Annotated in this window: 14 protein-coding genes; 7 read left to right on the top strand and 7 right to left on the bottom strand. The window is 62.3% G+C overall.

Features of this window, described 5'->3' with window-relative positions; all coding sequences use genetic code 11:
* Positions 1–9: 9 nt before the first annotated feature.
* A complete protein-coding gene (locus tag EYW45_RS20650; RefSeq protein WP_202444840.1) occupies positions 10–744 on the bottom strand; it encodes a helix-turn-helix domain-containing protein in 735 nt (244 codons plus the stop codon).
* A 437-nt stretch (positions 745–1,181) separates the two neighbouring features.
* On the opposite strand from EYW45_RS20650, the gene EYW45_RS20645 reads away from it, so the two are divergent.
* Positions 1,182–3,353 (top strand): TonB-dependent siderophore receptor, encoded by a 2,172-nt coding sequence (locus tag EYW45_RS20645; protein ID WP_161137349.1) that lies wholly within the window; start codon positions 1,182–1,184, stop codon positions 3,351–3,353.
* A 63-nt stretch (positions 3,354–3,416) separates the two neighbouring features.
* Here the strand turns inward: EYW45_RS20645 and EYW45_RS20640 are convergent, their stop codons facing one another.
* The 4 genes from EYW45_RS20640 to EYW45_RS20625 form a co-directional block, all read right to left on the bottom strand.
* Positions 3,417–4,634, bottom strand: a complete 1,218-nt coding sequence (locus EYW45_RS20640) for a CaiB/BaiF CoA transferase family protein (RefSeq protein WP_161137348.1) — start codon at positions 4,632–4,634, stop codon at positions 3,417–3,419.
* Positions 4,631–5,458, bottom strand: a complete 828-nt coding sequence (locus EYW45_RS20635; protein WP_161137347.1) for an FAS1-like dehydratase domain-containing protein — start codon at positions 5,456–5,458, stop codon at positions 4,631–4,633. The genes EYW45_RS20640 and EYW45_RS20635 overlap by 4 nt, the downstream gene beginning before the upstream one ends.
* Before the next feature lie 220 nt (positions 5,459–5,678).
* Positions 5,679–7,202 (bottom strand): fumarate hydratase, encoded by a 1,524-nt coding sequence (locus EYW45_RS20630; protein WP_161137346.1) that lies wholly within the window; start codon positions 7,200–7,202, stop codon positions 5,679–5,681.
* Positions 7,203–7,316: 114 nt separating this feature from the next.
* Positions 7,317–8,084, bottom strand: a complete 768-nt coding sequence (locus EYW45_RS20625; RefSeq protein WP_161137345.1) for a crotonase/enoyl-CoA hydratase family protein — start codon at positions 8,082–8,084, stop codon at positions 7,317–7,319.
* Positions 8,085–8,278: 194 nt separating this feature from the next.
* On the opposite strand from EYW45_RS20625, the gene glyQ reads away from it, so the two are divergent.
* The 5 genes from glyQ to EYW45_RS20600 all read left to right on the top strand — a co-directional run bounded on the left by glyQ (position 8,279) and on the right by EYW45_RS20600 (position 13,706).
* Complete coding sequence (glyQ, locus tag EYW45_RS20620; RefSeq protein ID WP_161137344.1) at positions 8,279–9,187, top strand: glycine--tRNA ligase subunit alpha; 909 nt, start codon at positions 8,279–8,281, stop codon at positions 9,185–9,187.
* Positions 9,188–11,341: a glycine--tRNA ligase subunit beta gene (gene glyS / locus EYW45_RS20615; RefSeq protein ID WP_161137343.1), complete on the top strand. Its 2,154-nt coding sequence runs from the start codon at positions 9,188–9,190 to the stop codon at positions 11,339–11,341.
* Positions 11,338–11,877, top strand: coding sequence for a D-glycero-beta-D-manno-heptose 1,7-bisphosphate 7-phosphatase (gmhB, locus tag EYW45_RS20610; RefSeq protein WP_161137342.1), 540 nt, complete (start codon positions 11,338–11,340; stop codon positions 11,875–11,877). Before glyS ends, gmhB begins: the two co-directional genes overlap by 4 nt.
* 1 nt (position 11,878) lies before the next feature.
* Positions 11,879–12,607 carry a lysophospholipid acyltransferase family protein gene (locus EYW45_RS20605; RefSeq protein ID WP_161137341.1) on the top strand — a complete coding sequence of 243 codons (729 nt, stop codon included), beginning with the start codon at positions 11,879–11,881 and terminating at the stop codon, positions 12,605–12,607.
* Positions 12,608–12,887: 280 nt separating this feature from the next.
* The gene (locus EYW45_RS20600) at positions 12,888–13,706 is read left to right on the top strand and encodes a M48 family metallopeptidase (RefSeq protein ID WP_407924950.1); all 819 of its coding nucleotides are present in this window, start codon (positions 12,888–12,890) and stop codon (positions 13,704–13,706) included.
* A gap of 183 nt (positions 13,707–13,889) precedes the next feature.
* On the opposite strand, the gene gloA is transcribed toward EYW45_RS20600, so the two are convergent.
* Positions 13,890–14,276, bottom strand: coding sequence for a lactoylglutathione lyase (gloA, locus tag EYW45_RS20595; protein ID WP_161137339.1), 387 nt, complete (start codon positions 14,274–14,276; stop codon positions 13,890–13,892).
* Between the two features lie 109 nt (positions 14,277–14,385).
* On the opposite strand from gloA, the gene def reads away from it, so the two are divergent.
* A complete protein-coding gene (gene def / locus EYW45_RS20590) occupies positions 14,386–14,919 on the top strand; it encodes a peptide deformylase (protein WP_161137338.1) in 534 nt (177 codons plus the stop codon).
* A gap of 44 nt (positions 14,920–14,963) precedes the next feature.
* On the opposite strand, the gene edd is transcribed toward def, so the two are convergent.
* Complete coding sequence (edd, locus tag EYW45_RS20585) at positions 14,964–16,775, bottom strand: phosphogluconate dehydratase (protein ID WP_161137337.1); 1,812 nt, start codon at positions 16,773–16,775, stop codon at positions 14,964–14,966.
* Positions 16,776–16,779: the final 4 nt, after the last annotated feature.

Below are 16,779 nucleotides of genomic sequence, written 5' to 3'. Positions count from 1 at the left end.
GAGGGGAACTTACACATAGAAGTGATTGCTGTTGACGACCAGAAAGCGGGTCTTCTTATCCCACCCGTTGACCCACCGGTAGGCCTGGTTGGCGGCAAAACCGTAGGTATCGCCGGTCTCGAGCAGGAAAGATCGATCGCCGATAAACAACTGCAACTTACCCTCGATCACATAGCCCACCTTGTCGCCGGTTTGCACCAGAAAATTGGGATCGGAGCAGGCGCCGGGATCGAGTTCCATCAAATACGCTTCCATGGCATTGCAGCTTGCTGGCGTCACCCGATACTTCGTGATGCCGGTGCCATGCAGACGCAAGGGTTTGTGCCGATCGGCACGCACCAGATACTCGCTCGACGATGCGGCGTCGGCCGGCCGTGCAGCGGCAAGTGCAGCGTCGGCCTTGGCCAATGGCGCCGACTGCCCTGCCGCAGTGGCTGCGTCACCGCCGGCGCGCGAAGCCGCAGCCGCGTCGACGACGTCGGATGCATTGGATGCGTCATCGGCAGGCGCAAACAACTCTGCACCATCGATTTCCAATGCATGACAAATTCCACGCAGCGTGCGGATCGATGGCGAGCTCACACCGCGTTCGATCTGACTGATCGATCCGATGGACATCTCGGCACGCGCCGCCACATCCTTGAGGGTCAATCCTTTCGCCACCCGCCGCGCGCGCAATCGCTCGCCGAGCGCTTTGTCGTCGTGATCGACAGCACTGGGTGAGACATCAGCAGGTTGAAGCATGGGCATGGCAAGTCGGAAATCAGTATGTGAGCCGCGCAGCAGAAATAGCTGCTTGATCGCGCGCAATTTCACAAAAATATATGCCGATTTCATTTTTATGTCAATTTAGCGTTAACCATTACGTAAAAGTGAAATCGATGCGTGCGCCTGGCTGGCGTGCGCGGCGATCGGCACCGTGCACAAGCGATCTTGCCGAGCCGGTTGACGCATCCCGTCCCACTGGATTGCGGTTTATCAATAAAAAAAGGCGGCACCAACCGCGCATCCCGACACCAAGAGGCGAAGCAAATTCCCGCAATAATGTGACAAATTGATTAATCTAAATCGGAATCGTTTCTATTAGCGTTAGAATGCGCGGCGCTTTTGTTTCATTCTTCGGCGCGCTGCGACTGCATCACAGGGCACACCGCGCCGCCTCCCTCCAGGAATCGCCACGCATGACTGCATCGCATCGCCGCCCTCTTTCGACCTCCCCTCGCCCGCTGGCGCTTGCCTGCTATCTGGGTTTCACGAGCGCGATGCTCATACCGGCGCTGTACGGGACGGCAGTGCAGGCGCAGTCGGCGGCGGCGAGTCCGGGCGGCGACCAATCGATGATGCCGACGGTTACGGTCGTGGGCGACGGCGTGGATCTCGAACGCAGCCTCAATGTGCCTGCTGCCTCGGGCGCCCTCGGCACGCGCAGCGTGCTGGATACCCCCTTTTCGATCACCAGCGTGAGCCAGTCTGAGATCGAAGAACGGCTGGCGACCAACATCGAACAGGTGTTTCGCTACGATGCCTCGACCACCATGACCGGCGTCGAGTACGGTCAAAGCCCTTCGATCAGCGTGCGCGGCCTGGGGATCGACGGCACGAATGGCCTGAAAGTCGACGGTCTGGCCATTGCCGGATGGAGCAATGACCTGCCGCTGGAATTTTTCGAACGGGTCGACCTGCTCAAAGGCTTGAGTGGATTCATGTACGGCTTCGGGTCGCCGGGCGGCATTCTCAACTACGTGGTCAAACGCCCGACCGACGAGACCCAGTTCAACGCCTCGCTCGGGTACAAATCCGATTCGCTGTTCTCTCAATCCATCGACATGGGTGGCCGTGCCGGCCGCGACGATCGCTTTGGTTATCGCGTGAATCTGTTTCGCGAAGAAGGCGATACCTACATCGACGACGGCAGCCTGCGCCGCGAAGGCGCTTCGCTGGCGCTGGATGCCCGCCTTACCAACGACGTCACGCTCACCTTCGATGCGCTGTATGCCAATCGCAAATCGCGCAACAACAGCTTCTGGGGCTACGACATCGGCGACATCCAGGCCATCCCCGGCACGGTCAACCCCCGCATCGCGTCGCAACCCGAAGGTGCTTATTTCGACACCAAGGATCGCGTGGTCACGACCGGGCTGCAATGGCGGATGGCACCAGGGTGGAAAACCAGCGTCACGTACCGCAACGCACGCAAGGACCTCGATTACAACAACAGCACGCTGTATGTGTCGAACCTGGCCGGCGACTACACCGCCGACCAATCGTTGTATCGCTTCGCCCAGGAATACAAGCAATGGCAGGCCCTCGTCGAAGGCGAAGCGCGCACGGGGCCGATCGGTCACAAGCTCACCTTCGGCGCATCGCGCCAGTCTTTCGGCACGTTATCCGATCGCGAATCGACCTACACCGCCAACATCGGCTCAGGCAACATCTATCGCGGCACCACCCTCACCGCCTATGGCGACGCGGGCGGCCACAGCCTTTATAAAACGTCCGCCATCGTGCAGGACGCCTTGTTCGCCAGCGACACGTTGAGCTTCGGCGAACACTGGTCGGTGATCGGCGGCATTCGCTACAACCGTTTCGACCAGAGCGCCTACAACCTGGCCGGCGCACGCACGACGCGATACGAGCGCAACCCGCTTACACCCACCGTCGCGCTGATCTACAAGCCCACGCAAAACGACACGCTGTACGCCAGCTACGTCGAGGCGTTGGAACGTGGGGGTACGGCCGGTGTCAACACGATCAACTTCGGCGAGGTGATGAGCCCGGTCAAGAGCAAGCAGTATGAAGCCGGCTACAAGTACGAAGCACCCACCTGGGCCACCACGGCTGCGCTGTTCCGCATGGATCGCACGGCGGAATACACCAATGATGCCAACCGGTTCGTACAAGACGGCATCACGCGCTACCAAGGGGTAGACCTCAACGGCACCTACGACATCAACCGCGACCTGAGTTTATCGGGCGGCGTGATGTACCTGAACTCGACCTATGTGGAGAGCAGCGCCGGGCTCGAGGGCAAGCGCACCACCGGCACGCCGCACCTTCAGGCGGCCACGCGGTTGAGCTATCAACTCCCGGTGATGCCGGCAGTGAGTGTGTCGCTGGGCGCGAAGTACGTGGGCGGCTCGCAGATGAACACGGCGAACACCTACAGCGTGCCGTCATACACCGTGTTCGATGCCGGCGCGCAATACCGGGCACGTATCCTCGATCGCGATGTGACGCTCACAGCCCAGATCCAGAACCTGGCCAACCGCCGCTACTGGACCTACAACGGCAGCAACTACATCGCCCCCGGCGCGCCGCGCACCGTGAGCTTGAATGCGCGGATGGCGTTCTAGTCGAACTGAAAATCACGGACGCCCTGAACGCCTGGCCAACGGTAGCAGGGGTCCGTCATGGGGCTATACCGCGCCTGTTTGATGCAAACCGGCGATCGCGACATCATCGAATCCAAGCTCCGCCAGGATTCGATCGCTGTGCTGCCCCACACCGGGTACGGCCGTCATCTGCGCATCGAAGCGGTTGTTGGTGGCGGGCGGCAGCAGTGCAGGTAACGGGCCTGCGGGGCTGTCGACCGTGCGCCACCGATCGCGCGCCTTCAGTTGCGTGTGGTCCCAGACGCCGGCCATATCGTTGACGCGCGCATTGGCAATACCTGCGGTTTCGAGCGTCTGCGCCACGTGATCCGCATCGAATGCTTTGAACGCATCGACGATCAAGGCGCGGAGTTCCGCGCGATTTTCGTTGCGCTTCGAATTGGTATCGAAGCGCGGATCATCGGCCAATGCCGCGTTGGCCAACACGCGATCGCAGAAGATGCGCCACTCGCGCTCGTTCTGCAGCCCCAGCATCACCACCGAACCATCGCCCACGGGAAACGGGCCGTACGGATAAATGGTGGCGTGCGACGCGCCCGCGCGCACCGGCGGCGGCGCCCCGTCGTACGCGTAGTACATCGGGTAGCCCATCCACTCCACGCTGCTCTCGAGCATGGACACATCCAGGCGGCTGCCCTCACCGGTGCGGTGACGCAACAGCAACGCGTTGAGAATGCCCGAATAGGCGTACATGCCCGCTGCGATATCGGCGATCGAACACCCGGCTTTCGAGGGATCGTCGGGCGTACCGGTAACCGATAAAAACCCGCTTTCGCTCTGGATCAACAGGTCGTAGGCTTTCTTGTCCTGATACGGGCCGCCTTCGCCATACCCCGAGATGTCGCACACGATCAGGCGTGGGTAGCGTTCGTGCAGTTGATCGAAATCCAGGCCCAGCCTCGCTGCCGCGCCCGGTGCCAGGTTTTGCACCAGCACGTCGGCCGTTTCGAGCAGGCGCGCCATCACGTCGATGGCACCCGCCTCCTTGAGGTTGAGCGTGAGGCTTTCCTTGGATCGATTGGTCCACACGAAGTGCGACGACAGCCCGTTGACGCGCTCGTCGTAGTTGCGCGCAAAATCGCCGCCGCCTGGCCGTTCGATCTTTATCACGCGCGCGCCCATGTCAGCCAACTGCCGCGTGCAAAACGGCGCCGCAATGGCGTGTTCCAGACTGATGACGGTGATGCCGTCGAGCGGGCGGGGCGACGCCGATGCGCTCGTTTTCTGGGTTGGCGTGGTCACTCGAAGGTCACCTCGCCCTGATGCGCCAGCGTGCCGTCTTGCGCGGCCCACACCTGCGCCCGGCCGTCCTCGCCGATCGTGCCACCCACATGAAAATCGGTCGGCGAGATCAACGGCCGCAAACCGCGATAGGCATATTCCTTCACGCGACGCTCGGGGTGGGCATGCAGCAAACCGGCCAGCATGTAGGTCGAGATCATGGGACCATGCACCACCAGCCCAGGATAGCCTTCGGTATCGGTGACGTACGGAAAATCGTAGTGGATGCGATGGGTGTTGAAGGTCACCGCCGAATAACGAAACAGCCGTTCGGCCGACGGCGAGATCGCCTCACGCCATTGCCCTTCGGGCTCGGGCTGGGTGCCGACGAGCTTCGGTGGACTGGGCTCCCGATACACGATGTCCTGCTGCTCGCTGATCGCCAATACGCCGGCCTGACGGTACTCATGCTGCACCGTCACGAAGCGCAGTGCGCCGGTGCTGCCGACCTTGTCCTTCACGGCAATCACGGTCGACGTCCGCGAGGCTTCCACCCCCACTTTCAGCGGCTGGTGAAACGACAATCGGCCACCGGCCCACATGCGATTGCGGCCGGCAGCCTCAGGCAAAAACCCGCCGCGTTCCGGATGTCCATCGGGGCCCAAAGCCTCCACGCCCACCGGGTTCATAAAGAATGCCCACTGCCACAACCACGGCAGATCCGCGCCCTCGCCAGGATGCGGTTCGCCGAGCGTTGCGGCGATGCGCTGCGTGTGCGAGGGGTCAAGCCGATCGCCCACGGTTTCGGTGTGGCCAATCCAGGCGGAGGGATCCGATGCAGTCATGAGAGTCCTTACTTATCGTGTTGCCGCATGATGCCCCATGCGGATGGGGACGGGAATTCGTATTTGTACAACCCTGTGTTCACCGCGCCGAAACGCGATGCAAGACAGGATGAGACCGGCGGGCGAAAAAACAGCGACCCGCAGGTCGCTGTTTCGTCGTGTCTGGCGCCTTTGTCGTGCCTGGCGCATCAGGCAACGAGCGCACCAGCGCACTGGCACATCAGGCGACGGCAACCGGAATCTTGCCGATCTTGGCCTGCCACGTCTTGGGGCCGGTGTTGTGCACCGACGTACCTTGCGCATCCACAGCCACGGTGACCGGCATATCCTTCACGTCGAATTCGTAGATGGCTTCCATGCCGAGATCTTCGAAGCCGACCACTTTGGCGCCGCGAATGGCTTTCGACACCAAGTACGCCGCACCGCCCACGGCCATCAAATACGCCGAGCCGTGTTGCTTGATGGCTTCGATGGCAACCGGGCCGCGCTCGGATTTACCGATCATGGCGATCAGACCGGTCTGGGCCAGCATCATGTCGGTGAATTTGTCCATGCGGGTGGCGGTCGTGGGACCTGCCGGCCCCACCACTTCGTCGCGCACCGGGTCGACCGGGCCCACGTAATAGATCACGCGATTGGCGAAGTCGACCGGCAACGATTCGCCGCGGGCCAGCATATCCTGAATGCGCTTGTGTGCCGCGTCCCGGCCCGTCAGCATCTTGCCCGACAGCAGCAACGTCTGGCCCGGCTTCCAGCCAGCGACCTGCTCGCGCGTCAGCGTATTCAGATCCACTTGCTGGGAAGCGTTGTAATCCGGCGCCCAATGCACATCGGGCCATTCCGACAAGGCCGGCGGATCCAGACGCGCCGGACCCGAACCGTCCAGCGTGAAATGCGCATGGCGCGTGGCCGCACAGTTTGGGATCATGGCCACAGGCTTGGAGGCCGCATGCGTGGGGAACGTGCTGATCTTCACATCCAGTACGGTCGTCAGACCGCCCAGGCCTTGCGCGCCGATACCCAGCGCATTGACCTTTTCGTACAGTTCGATGCGCAATTCCTCGAGTTTGCTTTGCGGGCCGCGCGCCAGCAATTCGTACATGTCGATGTCTTCCATCAACGATTGCTTGGCCATCAACATGGCTTTCTCGGCCGTGCCGCCCACACCGATGCCCAGCATGCCCGGCGGGCACCAGCCGGCACCCATCGTGGGCACCGTTTTCAGTACCCAGTCCACCAGCGAGTCGCTCGGATTGAGCATCACGAATTTGGACTTGTTTTCCGAACCGCCGCCTTTGGAAGCAATCTGCACGTCGACCGTATCGCCCGGGATCAGTTCGACGTTGAGAATACAGGGCGTGTTGTCGCGCGTGTTCTTGCGCGTAAACAGCGGATCTTCGAGCACGGAAGCGCGCAGCGGATTGTCGCTGTTCAGGTAGCCGCGGCGAACGCCTTCATCGCACAGCTCCTGCAAGCTCCTACAGGAGTCGAAGCGCACGTTCATGCCCACTTTGAGGAACACGTTGACGATACCGGTGTCCTGGCACAGCGGGCGCTTGCCTTCGGCGCACATCCGCGAGTTGGTCAGAATCTGCGCCATCGCATCTTTCGCGGCTGGGCTTTCTTCGCGCTCATACGCGCGCGCCAGATGGCGAATGTAGTCAACGGGATGGTAGTAGCTGATGAACTGGATGCCATCGGCAATGGACTGAATGAAGTCTTCTTCTTTGATCAAGACGGACATGAGAGCACTTGCAGAGAGAGGAGAAAATTGGAAAAACGCCGCGTGAACGTTGATATTGCTGTCAACACTCATCGTTGACGCACACGATCGCAGTTTGCGGCGTTGGACAATGCGTTATTTACCTTGCCAGACGGGCGCACGCTTTTCGGCGAACGCGGTGGCGCCTTCTTTGGCATCGGCCGACGTAAAGATGTGTGCGACCAGCGGGCGCTGACGATCAAACATCTCTTCGCGCGACCAATCGCCCGATTCGGACACGATGCGTTTGGCGGTCTGCACCGACAACGGGCCATTGGCCACAATCGTGCGGGCCAGCGCCTGGGCGTCGGCCAATGCCTGGCCCGGTTCGCTCAAGCGATTGACCAAGCCGAAGCTGTGCGCGCGTTCGGCGGGAAACATGTCGCCGGTCAACACGATTTCCATGGCGATGTGATAGGGCAGACGGCGCGGCAAGCGCATCATCCCGCCGGCGCCGGCCACCAGGCCGCGCTTGACTTCAGGCAGGCCGAAATTGGCGGCGCGCGAGGCCACGATCAGGTCGCACGCCAGGGCCAGCTCGCACCCGCCTGCCAAGGCGTAGCCTTCGACGGCGGCGATCAGCGGCTTTTTGGGCGGCGCTTCCGTCAGCCCGCCAAAACCGCGGCCTTCGACGTAGGGGCGTTGACCGCTGGCGGCGAACGCCTTGAGATCCATGCCGGACGAGAACGTGTTGTTGGCACCGGTGAGCACGCCGATACGCACGCTGTCGTCGCTATCCAGCCGGTCGAGCGCGGCGGCCAGCGCCTGGGCGGCCTCGAGGTTGATCGCGTTGCGCGCTTCAGGGCGGTTGATCGTGATGGTCATGATGCCATCGGCGACGTCCACGTGGATCAGGTCGGACATGTCTCTTCTCCTATTTTTGTCGGGGAATCGGGCACTGGGCGCAAAGGCCGGCAGCACCCGGCTGTCGAATATCGGAAACATCATACAACCGGCCTGTGCACCCCATCCGCCGCATCCGGCCGAAGCCAGTTAAAATCGTTGGTTTGTCATGACCAGCCGACGCTTGCAAAAGCAGCGGCGCAACGCAAAGCTCCATGCTCACCTTCCAGCAGATCATCCTCACCCTTCAGGATTATTGGGACAAACAGGGCTGCGCCCTGCTCCAGCCCCTCGATATGGAGGTGGGTGCCGGCACGTCCCATCCCTCGACCTTCCTGCGCTCGCTGGGCCCAGAGCCGTGGCGCGCCGCGTACGTCCAGCCGTCGCGCCGTCCGAAGGATGGCCGATATGGCGAGAACCCCAACCGCCTGCAGCACTACTACCAATACCAGGTGGTCTTGAAGCCCGCCCCGGCCGACATCCTCGATCTGTACGTGGGGTCGTTGAAAGCGCTGGGCATCGATCCGCTCGTGCACGACATCCGCTTCGTGGAAGACGACTGGGAGAATCCCACGCTCGGCGCCTGGGGCCTGGGCTGGGAGGTCTGGCTCAATGGCATGGAAGTCACGCAGTTCACCTACTTCCAGCAAGTGGGCGGCATCGACTGCACGCCGACCACGGGTGAAATCACCTACGGCCTGGAACGCCTGGCGATGTATCTGCAAAACGTCGAAAGCGTCTACGATCTGGTCTGGACCGAAGGCCATAACGGCCAACGCGTGTTCTATCGCGACGTCTATCATCAGAATGAAGTCGAGCAATCGACGTATAACTTCGAATATGCGTCCACCGAAATGCTGTTTGCGCATTTCAACGACTATGAAGCCGAAGCCAAGCGCCTGATGGATGTGCCGCTGGCCTTGCCCGCGTATGAAGCGGTGCTGAAGGCCGGACACGCCTTCAACATGCTCGATGCACGTGGCGCCATCAGCGTCACCGAACGCGCCGCGTACATCGGCCGCATCCGCAACCTGTCGCGCGCCGTCGCACAGGCCTATTACGATTCCCGCGAACGATTGGGCTTTCCCATGCTGGCCGCCAGCCAGAAGCCGGAGGCCGCATAAATGACTGACAAAGCATCCCCCGCCGATATTCGCCCCTTGCTGGTCGAACTGCTCACCGAAGAACTGCCGCCGAAGGCGCTCGAAAACCTGGGCCTGGCGTTCGCCGAAGGCCTGCGTGCTGCATTGGACAAGCATGGTCTGCTGGCCGACGGCTGCACCGTGACGCCGTTTGCCACGCCGCGCCGCCTGGCCGTGCGCCTGTCGGCCGTGCAAGCGTGTGCCGCCGATCGCGACTACACCGAGCGCCTGATGCCGGTCAAAGTGGGCCTGACGCAAGACGGCGCCGCCACCCCTGCGCTGCAGAAGAAACTCGCGGCCAAGGGCTGGGCACATCTGACGCCCGCCGATCTCACCCGCGAATCCGACGGCAAGCAGGACTATCTGGTGGCGCGCGGCACGTCCGAAGGTGCAGATCTGGCCCACGGCCTGCAAGACGCGCTGGATACGGCGATTGCCGGTTTGCCGATCCCGAAGGTCATGCGCTATCAATTGGCCGACGGCGTAACCTCGGTGCGCTTCGTGCGTCCCGCCCACGGCCTGATCGCCTTGTTCGGCACCGACGTGATCGAAGTGCACGCCTTGGGCATGACCGCCGGGCGCAGCACGCACGGCCACCGTTTCGTGTCGACCGATCCGGTCATCCTGCCCGATGCCGACAGCTACGAATCGCATCTGGCTGAATTCGGCAATGTGATTGCATCCTTCGATGCGCGCCGCGCCGATATCGATGCCCAGTTGCAGGCGAAGGCGCGCGAGCTGGGCGCCACGCTGGGCGACGACCCGGAAGTGCCGGCGTTGCTCAATGAGGTTACGGCGCTGGTCGAGCAACCCACCGTATACGTGGGCGCGTTCGACGAGGCGTTTCTCGATGTGCCGCAGGAATGCCTGATCCTGACCATGCGGCTCAATCAGAAGTACTTCCCGCTGTTCGATCCCGCCACGGGCAAGCTCACGCATCGCTTCCTGATTGTCAGCAATATGCGTGTGGCCGACCCGATCAATATCGTGGGCGGCAACGAACGCGTGGTGCGCCCCCGCCTGGCCGACGCCAAGTTCTTTTTCGACACCGACCGCAAAATGCCGTTGGCCAGCCGCGTGGCGCAACTGGACACGATGGTCTATCACAACAAGCTCGGCACCCAGGGCGCCCGCGTCACCCGTGTCCGTGCCCTCGCTGCCTTCGTGGCGCAAACGCTGGGCGGCGATGCGCAAGCCGCTGACCGCGCCGCCCTGTTGGCCAAAGCCGATCTGGGCACCAACATGGTCGGCGAGTTTCCCGAACTGCAGGGCGTGATGGGCGCGTATTACGCGCAAGGCGACGGCGAACCGGCTGCCGTGGTCACGGCATTACGCGAGCAGTACCGCATCCGCTGGGACCAACCCGTCGATGACGCCACGTTGCCCGCCGTCGCGCTCTTCATCGCCGATCGCGCCGAAACGCTGGTCGGCATCTGGAGCATCGGCGGCGCACCTACGGGCGAGCGCGATCCGTTCGGCCTGCGCCGCGCGGCGCTCGGCCTGATCAGTGCTTTCGAACAACTGGCCGCTGGTGGCCGGTTGAAGATCAGCGACGACGGCCCGCTCACGCTCGACGCCGTGCTCGAACACGCTGCACAAGCCTTCGGTCCCGGCAAGATCGACGCTGCGGTGATCGCCGAAGTACGGACGTTCCTGTTCGAACGCTACCGCAATCAGTTGGCCAACACGTTCGACCGCAGCGGCGTGGATGCGGTGATCGCCGTGTCGCCCCCGCTGCACCAGGTGGCCGAGCGCGTGCGTGCCGTGGTCGCTTTCGGTGCCCTGCCCGAAGCGGCCAGCCTGGCAGCTGCCAACAAGCGCATCGGCAATCTGTTGAAGAAAGCCGAAGGCGACATCGGTCAGGTCGACGAAGCGCGTTTGTCCGAGCCGGCCGAGCGCGCCCTGGCGGCCGCCATCGCCGAACTCGAACCGCAATCGGCCGCCCAGTTTGCCGAAGGCGACTTCGCCGGCAGCCTGCAAACGCTGGCACGTGGCCGCGCCGCTGTAGATGCGTTTTTCAATGACATCATGGTGATGGCCGAAGATCCCGCCATTCGCGCCAATCGTCTTGCGTTGCTGGCCCAGTTGCACCGCTTGATGAATCGCGTGGCGGACATTTCCAGGTTGGCCCAGTGAAACTCATCGTTCTCGATCGCGACGGCGTCATCAACGAAGACAGCGATGCCTTCATCAAAACGCCTGACGAATGGATTGCACTGCCGGGGAGCCTGGCAGCCATCGCACGCTTGACGCAGGCGCAGTGGCGCGTCGTGATCGCGACCAATCAGTCTGGACTGGCGCGCGGCTTGTTCGACATGGCCGCGTTGAATGCCATGCACAAGAAGATGAAGCGCGAACTCACCGCCTTTGGTGGGGTGATCGATGCGATCTTTCTGTGCCCGCACGGCCCGGATGACGGCTGCACGTGCCGCAAGCCATTGCCGGGCATGTTTCAGCAGATCGCGCTGCGCTACGATCGCCCGCTCACGGGCGTGCCGGCGGTGGGCGATTCGCTGCGCGATCTCCAGGCCAGCGCCGCGGTCGGCTGCACGCCATGGCTCGTGCAAACCGGCAAAGGCGCGGCCACCGCCGAAAGCGGCGGCCTTCCCGAAGGCACCCACATCCGCGCCGATCTGTCGGCCGTCGTTGACGATTTGTTGAAGGAAGCCTGACTTGGCCCGCCTGCGTTCCCTGCTCTACGCGTTGTTCTTGACGGTTACCGTCATTCCGTACGCCTTCGCCTGTCTGTTGTGGTCGTTTCTGCCGCTGCATCAGCGGTATCGGCTCACCGTGGGCTGGCCGCGTCTCGCCGTCTGGGGTGCCCGCGTCATCTGCGGCATCCGCTGGCAAGTGAAGGGCTGGGAAAACCTGCCCGATGGCCCTGCCGTCCTGCTGTCCAAACATCAATCCGCCTGGGAAACCTTGTTTTTCCCCGCTTACATGCCGCGCGACCTGTGTTTCGTCTACAAGCGCGAACTGCACAAGGTGCCCTTCTTCGGGTGGGGCCTGGCACTGCTGCGCATGATTCCTATCGATCGGGCGCGCGGTCGCGATGCGTTCGATCAGGTTGTGGCGCAAGGCAAGCTGCGGCTGGCTGAAGGCCGTTGGCCCATTCTGTTTCCCGAAGGCACGCGTGTTGCCCCAGGGCAAACGGCGCGTTTCAAAATGGGTGGCGCGTTGCTTGCGTCACGCACTGGCGCGGTCGTCATCCCCGTTGCCGTCAATTCGGGCGAATGCTGGCGCCGCAATGCCTTCGTCAAGCGCCCCGGGATGATCACCGTGTCCATCGGCCCCGTCATTCCCTCCGCCGGATTGACGCCGGAGCAATTGAACGAAAAAGTACAAACCTGGATCGAAGACGAAATGCGCCGTCTGAACCCGGAAAGGTATGTCTCGAACTGATCAGCTCGACCTGTTTGCGCCGCCACCGCGTATTGAAGAGGCGGCGCCGTCTGTCAATGACCCGGCATCGCCTTCGCGGCCGGCGTCAGAACCTGGCGCCACACCGCGTGGGGTTGCATCGCCCGCTGTGGATGCTTCGGCTGGAACCGGTGATTTGGCTGGAGCCGGTGCTTTGGATGGAACTGCGCCGACGCCAAGCCGCGTGCCGCCGGCGACGCCCGGTGCTGCGGCGTTGGACGCTAGTGCGTTATTGAAGAGCGATGCGGGCGAATTGCCGTTTTTGAATTCAAGCAACAGCTTGTCCGACAGCACCCCGATTCGCATCCAGACCACCTGTCCGGCGACGTTGCCGCCGAATGCGCGCTGGCGCGAAGTGCGAACTGAGCAGCAAACCATCGGTTTCGTATTGCAGCGCTCAAAGCGCCGCAGCATCGGCTTTTTGATCACCGACGACGGCCTGCGGGTGACGGCGCCCAATTGGGTGACGTTGTCGCAGATCGACGAAGCGGTGGTCGAGAAGGCACGCTGGATTCTGAACAAGCTGCGCGACTGGCATGCACGCCAATCGCGTCTCGCGCTGGCACAAACGCTTTGGCAGCAAGACGGCGAAATGCCTTACCTGGGCAAGCGTATTCGGATCGCGCTGGGTTCGGGACGATCGGCCGCCTTCATGACCGGCGACATGAACGACCCGCAAGACGGCGACACGCTGCATCTTCCGTTGCCCGCCAACGCCGATGACGCGCGCGTGCGCGACGCCGCGCAGGCGTGGCTGCAGGGTCGAGCAGGTGCCTGGTTTGGCGTGCGCTTGTCGCACTTCCTGGAATTGAGCGGCCTGCGCATCAAGCGCTGGCGGCTATCGGGTGCCGCCACGCGTTGGGGTTCCTGCACCAGCGATGGCAACATCATGCTCAACTGGCGACTGATTCACTTCTCGCCCAGCATCATCGACTACGTGATCGTGCATGAACTGGCGCACCTGCGTGAAATGAACCACAGCCAGGATTTCTGGGCGGAAGTCGGCAATATTCTGCCTGGCTTCGAGGATGCAAAGAATCTGCTCAAGCATCACGATCCAGGCAGTTTGCCGGCGTTCTAACGTCGCTCTGCGCGGGGACCGGGCACAGGGTTCAACAGCACCGCCAGCCAAGCGCTTCGCCCTGCAGCGTCGATTGTTGAATTGAGCGCCAGGCCCTGTAGCGTCCATTGTCGAGCTGAGCGCCAGGCCCTGCAGCGTCGATTGTCGAGCTGAGCGCCCAAGACCCCATGAGATAAAGCGTGTTCAGGTTTTCTTCTGAATGAACTCGATCTTGTAGCCATCCGGATCTTCGATGAACGCAATCACCGTCGTGCCGTGTTTCATCGGACCCGCCTCGCGGACGACGTTGCCCCCTTGCTGTTTCACGCGCTCACAGGCGGCGTAGGCATCGTCGACTTCCAGGGCAATATGGCCATAACCCGAGCCGAGGTCATACTTGTCAGTTTCCCAGTTATGGGTCAGTTCGATCACCGCACCGGTAGACTCCTCTTCATAGCCCACAAACGCCAACGTGAACTTGCCTTCCGGGTAGTCGCTGCGGCGCAAAACGCGCATGCCCAAAACATCGGTGTAAAACGCGATCGATTTATCGAGATCGCCAACGCGCAGCATCGTGTGAAGTAGTCGCATAATTCGTATTTCCGTCAAAACATCAAAAGACTCGAGGGTGCGCCCGAGCCTGACCGGCGTCTACCGGGCGCATCCAAACCATCATGTTAGACCATCGCATGGACGCTTTATGATTCGAGACCTGCTGAAGATGGGCGATCCGCGCCTGCTGAAGATCGCCGAGCCTGTCACCCAATTTGCCACACCCGAACTCGACGCGCTGATCGAGGATATGTTCGACACCATGCGCGACGCCAAGGGGCTTGGTCTGGCCGCCCCACAGATCGGGGTCGACCTGCAACTGGTCGTGTTCGGCTTCGACCGCGTCGAGCGCTTGCCGGGCACGCCCCCCGTGCCCTTCACGATCCTGTGCAATCCGGTGATCACGCCACTGGACGCCGCACACGAGGAAGGCTGGGAGGGCTGTCTATCGGTGCCCGGCATGCGCGGCGTGGTGTCGCGTTATTCGCGCATCCGTTACGAGGGCTTCGACGCCCAAGGCAACCCCATCGTCCGCGAAGCGGAAGGCTTTCATGCCCGCGTGGTGCAGCACGAATGCGATCACCTGATCGGTCGCCTGTACCCCTCGCGCATCGAAGACTTCACGCGCTTCGGCTTTACCGACGTGCTGTTTCCTGAAGGGGAAGGCAAGCGCGCCGACTAAAGACGGCCGCGCCGCCGCGCCCAGTGGTCAGGCGCCACGCATCCTCAAAGCATGGGCGACGCACCCTGCTCCGCTTCGCTGGCGTTATTGCGAAAGAAGCCGAACAACTCCCGGCCGATACCGCTCGCATGCGCCGATAGATCCGGCTCGGGCGTCTCACGCGCGGCCAGCGTAGCGGCATCGACGTCGACATGAAGCACACCGGCCTCGCCATCGACGGTCATCATGTCGCCATCGCGAATATGGGCGATCAGCCCGCCGCCCAAGCCTTCGGGTGAGACGTGGATGGCGGCAGGCACCTTGCCCGATGCGCCCGACATCCGGCCATCCGTGACAAGCGCCACGTGAAAGCCTTCGTCCTGCAGCACGCCCAATGCGGGTGTGAGCTTGTGCAGCTCAGGCATGCCATTGGCGCGCGGCCCCTGATAGCGCACGACGACGACCACATCGCGATTGAGCTCGTTGCGCTTGTAGGCAGCCAATACGTCTTCCTGGCTGTCGTACACCGCAGCCGGGGCACGCACGATACGGTGCTCGGGCTTCACCGCCGACACCTTCAGTACGGCACGGCCGATGTTGCCTTCAAGCACCTTGAGACCACCATTATCGGAGAAGGCATGAGCGTGCACGCGCAGCACGTTTTCATCGCCACTCTGTGCAGGCGCATCGCGCCAGACCAGGGTGTCACCGTCCAGGAACGGCTCTTGGCTGTAGTGCGACAATCCCGGCCCCGCAACGGTTTGCACATCTTCGTGCAGCAAACCTGCCGCCAGCAATTCACGGATCAGGAAGCCCATCCCGCCCGAGGCATGGAAGTGATTTACATCGGCGCTGCCGTTGGGATAAATGCGCGCCAGCAAAGGCACCACATTGGACAGCTCGGCGAAATCGTCCCAGTTGATCAGAATGCCCGCCGCTTTCGCCATGGCGACCAGATGAATGGTGTGGTTGGTGGACCCGCCCGTTGCATGCAGACCCACGATACCGTTGACGATGGCTTTCTCGTCGATCACATGTCCTAACGGCGTGAACGCATTGCGGTCGGCAAGCGCCAGGACGCGCTTGGCGGCATGCGCAGTGAGCGCATCGCGCAGCGGCGTATTGGGATTGACGAAAGCCGCGCCCGGCAGATGTACACCCATGATCTCCATGAGCATCTGATTCGAATTGGCCGTGCCATAGAACGTGCACGTCCCGGCATCGTGATACGCCTGCGACTCGGCTTCGAGCAAAGCCTCACGCGTGACTTCACCTTTCGAGAAGCGCTGGCGGATTTTGGCTTTTTCATCGTTCGGCAAACCCGACGTCATTGGGCCCGCCGGTACGAAAATCCCCGGCAGGTGGCCGAACTTGAGCGCGCCAATGAGCAGCCCCGGCACGATCTTGTCGCACACCCCCAGGCACAGCATCGCGTCGAACACGTTATGCGACAAGGCCACTGCCGTGGACAACGCGATCACATCGCGCGAGAACAACGACAGTTCCATCCCGGCAGCACCCTGCGTGACGCCGTCACACATGGCCGGCACGCCGCCCGCAAACTGCGCCACGCCACCGGCATCGCGTGCGGCCTGCTTGATGATGCCCGGAAAGCGCTCGAAAGGCTGATGCGCCGACAGCATGTCGTTGTAGGCCGACACGATACCGATATTCAAGCGACGCTCTTCGCGCAGCATCAGTTTGTCGTTGACTGGCGCAGCGGCAAACGCATGCGCCAGATTGGTACAGGACATGCCGGCGCGCGTGGGTCCCTGCTTGCGGTCGTGCTCGATCTGCGCGAGATAGCGCGCGCGCGTATCGGTGCTGCGCGCAACGATGCGATCGGTAACGTGGCGGACGGTGGCGTGAAGCGTCATGACA

Origin of the sequence: Schauerella aestuarii (genome assembly GCF_009866805.1) — a bacterium.
GTDB lineage: Bacteria > Pseudomonadota > Gammaproteobacteria > Burkholderiales > Burkholderiaceae_B > Schauerella > Schauerella aestuarii.
Note: the sequence above shows the minus strand (reverse complement) of the source record. Positions and strands in the feature narration are given on the sequence as shown.